Source organism: Parvibaculum sp., from assembly GCF_049672805.1.
Lineage (GTDB): Bacteria > Pseudomonadota > Alphaproteobacteria > Parvibaculales > Parvibaculaceae > Parvibaculum.
The window spans coordinates 1-4,290 of sequence record NZ_JBATWS010000085.1 but is presented as its reverse complement, the minus strand read 5'-3'; the positions used below and the strand labels follow the sequence as shown (position 1 = coordinate 4,290).

Below are 4,290 nucleotides of genomic sequence, written 5' to 3'. Positions count from 1 at the left end.
ACTCTACCTGCAGGCGTCGCGGCAGGCGGAGGTCATACTCCGTTTCGAGAAGATAGGAGACACCGCCCTTGCCGGACTGGCTGTTCACGCGAATGATCGACTCATAGGTGCGGCCCAGATCCTTCGGATCAACCGGCAGATAGGGCACTTCCCAGATATCGCCCGGCTTGTAGGCGGCAAAGCCCTTCTTGATCGCATCCTGATGCGAACCGGAAAACGCCGTGAAAACCAGATCACCCACATAGGGATGGCGCGGATGGATCGGCAGTTGCGTGCAATATTCAGCCGTGCGCGCGATCTCGTTGATCTGCGAGAAGTCGAGGCCGGGATGGATGCCCTGGCTATAGAGATTGAGCGCCAGCGTCACGAGATCGACATTGCCCGTGCGCTCGCCATTGCCGAAGAGACAGCCTTCCACGCGGTCCGCACCCGCCATTACCGCCAGTTCGGCAGCGGCCACCGCCGTGCCACGGTCATTATGCGGGTGAACGGAGAGAATGATGCCGTCGCGCCGCTCGAGATTGCGGTGCATCCATTCCACCTGATCGGCATAGACATTCGGCGTCGCCATTTCCACGGTGGCAGGCAGGTTGATGACGACCTTCCGCTCAGGCCCGGCATCCCAGACCTGCGTGACCGCATCGACCACTTCCTTGGCGAAGTCGAGTTCCGTGCCCGAAAAGACTTCGGGGCTGTACTGGAAGGTCCAGTTCGTCTCCGGCATCGTTTCCGCAATCTCGCGGATCAGGTGCGCGCTTTCCGTGGCAATCGCCTTCACGCCCTGCTTGCCCTGTCCAAACACGACTTCGCGGAAATTCGGCGCGGTCGCGTTATAGACATGGACAATGGCGTTCTTCGCGCCGCGCAGGCTTTCCATCGTGCGGGTGATGAGTTCGGGCCGCGCCTGTGTCAGCACTTCGATCTTCACATCATCCGGTGTATGGCCGCCTTCGATGAGTTCGCGGATGAAGTTGAAATCAGTGTCCGAGGCCGAAGGGAAGCCCGCTTCAATTTCCTTGAAGCCGATCTTCACCAGCATCTGGAACATGCGCAGTTTCCGCTCCGCATTCATCGGCTCGAAAAGCGCCTGATTGCCGTCGCGAAGGTCGGTGCTCATCCAGATCGGCGGCTTGGTAATGGTGCGGTTCGGCCATTGCCGGTCGTTCAGTTGCACCGGCGGGAAGGGCCGATATTTGACGGAAGGATCTTTCAACATGGACGTGATCTCGCAATTTCGCGGGGGTCGGCCCGCACGGCAGCCTTACGGCGCTGACACGGGCGCAAGAATTAGTCGGAAAATGTCGGAAAGGGGAATGTTTTCTGCGCTCAGGCGCAGAGAAGCGCGCCCCGAAGGAGCGCGAGGTCAAGGCCGAGGCCGGAAGCGATGTAACGGTTCCATTCCATACTTGGTAAAATAGGAGCGCGGACCTCGCCCGTCAAGGCGCAGAAATCCGCGAAAAACCGCAGTATTACTGACCTATTCGAGATACAGGCGAATGGTGGCGGCCATTTCTTCCGGCGTTGTCATCGGGCGGAAGAGCTTCAGATATTCCCCGTCCGGCCCCATCAGAAAAACGATGGAAGAATGATCCATCGTGTAATCGGCAGAGGAGGTTTCGTCCTCCACCTTGCGATAATAGACATGCCAGCCCTTTGCCGCCGCCGCGATCTGTTCTGCCGTACCCGTCAGGCCGACAAGGCGGGGATGGAAGAGCTTCACGTAGCGTGCAAGCACTTCCGGCGTGTCGCGCTCGGGATCGATGGTGATGAGAACAGGCGTCACTTTCGCGCCGTCCTCGCCCAGAAGGTTCAGTGCCGCCGACATGGCGCCAAGTTCGGTCGGGCAGACATCCGGGCAGAAGGTGAAGCCGAAATAGAGCAGCATGTAGCGGCCTCGGAAATCCGCTTCGGTAACGGCCTTTCCTTCATGGGTGACAAGGCTGAAAGGCCCGCCAACGCTGGCCGCAGCAGGTGAACTGCCACCCGGATTGCGGCTTTCCGTGCTGTCGATCACCAGTTCGGAAAGCAGCACGCCCACCACGATCGCCACGATGATGCCCAGCACAAGAGCGATCTTGCCGTTCCGCGTCATGCTTTCTCTCCCTTGAGTCCGATGTTTCGGGGCTTTTGTAGCAGCTTGCCTGCTTCCCGCCATTCTTTGCGGAGGTTAAAGGAATACCTGCCCGGCGCGATCGTTTATAATGGCCCACACGGAACCGGGCGGGGCATCGGTTCACCTTCTGTCTATCGTCAAATGAGCGTTGAGACCAATGTTTGGGCATTCGAGATTCCATCCCGGCGGCAAAATGACACGCTGCCGCCGCGCGCTGGCGGCGGGGGCATGTCTCGCCCTTTCACTTTGCCTTGCAGCGCCCGTGGTGGCGATGCAGCCGGGCGGGCCGAGCAACTACATCATCGACAATGAAACGGTTCACGCCGCGCGCACGGGAAATGACGAGGCGCTGAAGGCAGCCCTCATCAAGGGCGTATCGCCCAATGACTCCGGCCGCGACCGCATTCCCATGCTCGTCCTCGCTGCCGGAAACGGTCATCTTTCAACGGTGAAGCTCCTGCTCGAATATGGCGCGGACCCGAACCGCCGCGCGCCGGACGGCTCGACGCCGCTCAGCGTTGTGTCGATCCTCGGAAGGGCCGATATAGCGGATGTCCTGCTCACGGCAGGTGCAGACCCGAACAGGTCGGGCGCCAATCGCGACCTGCCGCTTCTGATTGCCACCCGCGCGCGCCATGTCGCCCTTGTGGAAACGCTGATCCGGCATGGCGTGGACGTGCATGAAACCGATATGACGGGCCGTTCCGCGCTCGATCTTGCGGAGGAAAACCATTTCCGCGAAATCGCCGACATGCTGCGTGCCGCCGGAACCTATTGACAAGGCTTCTTGCTCAGATGCCGGGAAACCCTATCTATTGAGGATATGTATCCTGAACCCGGGTAGTAATGACTGATCGTAAAGGACGGGCCGGTCGTGCGGTCGATGCCGAACCGGAAGACAGCGAGGCAGAACCCATGGCCGGAAAGCCGTGGCACCATCTGCCGGACGGGACATTCCGCAACCCCAAGGGGTGCCCGAGCCGTGGTCAGGGGCGGATGCGCCATGCCGGGCCTTTCTTCCTCGAAATGCTCAAGATGGGTACCCGCAAGGTCGAGATACCGGAAGGCCATGTCGTACCGCGTGCCCAGGCCGTGCGCGATCTCGCGGCCCATACGGAGAAGGGCGAGGATTTTCTCACCTGGCTCGGCCATGCCTCCTTTCTCATTCGGATTGGCGGCCTCACCGTTCTGACGGATCCCTATCTCACCACCTATGCCGGGCCGGCAGGCCTCGGGCCGCGCCGCTTCGTGAAGTCGGGCGTACCGATTTCCGCCCTGCCCCGAATCGATGTTCTCGCCATCAGCCACAATCACTACGACCATCTGGATGAGCGCGCGCTGGCGCGGCTGCCGGGCAAGTCGCATATGACGGTGGTGGTGCCGCTTCGGCTTGGCAGCTTCTTCCGCGAGCGCGGCTTTCCCAATGTGATCGAACTCGACTGGCATGAGCGTCATGAGGTGCGCGGTGTCTCGATCACCGCGCTGCCGGTGGTCCACTGGTCACGCCGCACCGGCTTTGATACCAACCGCACGCTCTGGGCAGGCTTTGCCGTGAAAAGCGAAAGCCATCACCTCTTCTTTGGCGGCGATTCCGGCTATGGCCCGATCTTTCGCGAGATCGGCGAGGCCTATGGTCCCTTCGACACGGCGCTGCTCGGCATCGGCGCCTATGAGCCGCGCGTGATGATGAAGGCCTCCCATGCAACGCCGGAAGAAGCGGTGCAGATGGGGCTCGACCTCAAGGCGCGCCGTGTGGTCGGCATGCATTGGGGCACAGTGCTTCTCACCATTGAGCCGCCTTTCGAACCGCCGGAACGCTTCCTCAAGGCGGCGGATGAAATGGGCTACCGCCCCGAGGACTGCTGGATCATGCGGATCGGCGAGACGCGCCCGCTCGCGACAGGCTGGCCCTCCAACGCCTGATGCTTGTGGCTTCACATGACGCATCGCCCGCGAGGCACTAGACTGCCACCCGAAAACCGGTATGGGCGCGGAGATATCCATGCACACGATTGATGACCGCTTCGCCATGCGCTGGCTGAAACGAAACTTCCTTGCAGGCCGCATCATGCCGAGCGATCCGAGCGGGCGGGTGCGGCTTCAGACGCTCGTCATCCTGCGCTGGCTTGCGATTGCGGGGCAGCTTGCGGCGGTGCTGATTGTGCATTTCGCCCTCG

General features: G+C 61.2%; 4 protein-coding genes. 2 read left to right on the top strand and 2 right to left on the bottom strand.

The window, feature by feature from the left end; all coding sequences use genetic code 11:
* A partial coding sequence (locus tag WBF74_RS02730) for a 2-isopropylmalate synthase (protein WP_424434809.1) occupies positions 1–1,216 on the bottom strand: 1,216 nt, incomplete at its 3' end.
* 261 nt (positions 1,217–1,477) lie between these two features.
* The gene (locus WBF74_RS02725) at positions 1,478–2,092 is read right to left on the bottom strand and encodes an SCO family protein (RefSeq protein ID WP_424434806.1); all 615 of its coding nucleotides are present in this window, start codon (positions 2,090–2,092) and stop codon (positions 1,478–1,480) included.
* 214 nt (positions 2,093–2,306) lie between these two features.
* Here WBF74_RS02725 and WBF74_RS02720 point away from each other — a divergent pair, with 214 nt between their 5' ends.
* Entirely contained in the window at positions 2,307–2,891 is a 585-nt protein-coding gene (locus WBF74_RS02720) for an ankyrin repeat domain-containing protein (protein WP_424434803.1), read from the top strand.
* A gap of 68 nt (positions 2,892–2,959) precedes the next feature.
* The gene (locus WBF74_RS02715; protein WP_424434800.1) at positions 2,960–4,036 is read left to right on the top strand and encodes an MBL fold metallo-hydrolase; all 1,077 of its coding nucleotides are present in this window, start codon (positions 2,960–2,962) and stop codon (positions 4,034–4,036) included.
* Positions 4,037–4,290: the final 254 nt, after the last annotated feature.

Bases quoted from the DNA above. Each gene is read 5' to 3' on its own strand.
- WBF74_RS02715 (WP_424434800.1), top strand. From the start codon at position 2,960: ATGACTGATCGTAAAGGACGGGCCGGTCGTGCGGTCGATGCCGAACCG.
- WBF74_RS02725 (WP_424434806.1), bottom strand. From the start codon at position 2,092: ATGACGCGGAACGGCAAGATCGCTCTTGTGCTGGGCATCATCGTGGCG.
- WBF74_RS02720 (WP_424434803.1), top strand. From the start codon at position 2,307: ATGACACGCTGCCGCCGCGCGCTGGCGGCGGGGGCATGTCTCGCCCTT.